The sequence below is a fragment of the Terrabacter terrae genome, assembly GCF_039529575.1.
In the GTDB taxonomy this organism is placed as follows: Bacteria; Actinomycetota; Actinomycetes; order Actinomycetales; family Dermatophilaceae; genus Terrabacter; species Terrabacter terrae.
Window position 1 is genome coordinate 1 of record NZ_BAAANB010000167.1, and the last position, 715, is coordinate 715.

General features: G+C 74.8%; 2 protein-coding genes. Both read right to left on the reverse strand.

The window, feature by feature from the left end:
* The coding region (locus ABD194_RS20360; RefSeq protein ID WP_343994911.1) for a DciA family protein at positions 1-543 on the reverse strand (543 nt) is incomplete at its 3' end.
* On the reverse strand, positions 536-715 hold a 180-nt coding region (locus ABD194_RS20365), incomplete at its 5' end, for a hypothetical protein (protein ID WP_343994913.1). The genes ABD194_RS20360 and ABD194_RS20365, both read right to left, overlap by 8 nt.

A 715-nucleotide genomic window follows, 5' to 3' on the forward strand; every position in this document is an offset into this window, starting at 1 on the left:
CCCCCGGGAGTCGGGGGAGCGCCTGGCGCCGCGGTTCCACGACGGTGCGCTGGGTCCGACGACCTTGAGCTCGGTGACCGCTCCGGCCCCGATCTCCTCGTCGATCCGGGCCAGCAGGGACGAGGCGAGCAGGCGCATCTGGGTCGCCCACGCCGTCGAGTCGGCCCGGACGGTCAGGATGCCGTCGACGAAGGTCAACGGCTCAACGTGACCGGCGATGTCGGGGCCCACGATCTCGGGCCAGCGTCCCATGACCGAGCCGACGGCGACGTCGACCTTCCAGCCGCGGTCGATGAGCAGCCGGTCGAGCTGGTCACCGAGGAGGGACGGGTCCCGCCCGTCGCGCGAGGAGCCGGAGAGCACGGGCGCCTGGCCGATGGGACGACGGCGCTTCTTGGGGCGCATCCCCGGGCGCAGCCCCTTGTCGGCGGCAGTCGCTCGCGCCCGGGCGAGCGCAGACGCCGCAGCATCGGCGATCCGGGTGTCCTCGTCGCTCGGCTCGGGGACCGGTTCCGGGTCCGTGCCGGAGTCCTCGTCACTCACGGCCGGCGCCCTCCCGCACGTCCTCGGCGTGCTCGGCGGCGTCCGAGCCCTCCCTTTCCTCCGCGGCTTCGTCCCCGTCCTCGCTGTCCTCGCTGTCCGCACCGTCCGGGCTCGCAGTCTCGGGCTCCTCGGGCTCCTCGAGCCCACCGGCCGAACCGACGGCGGGCCCCGC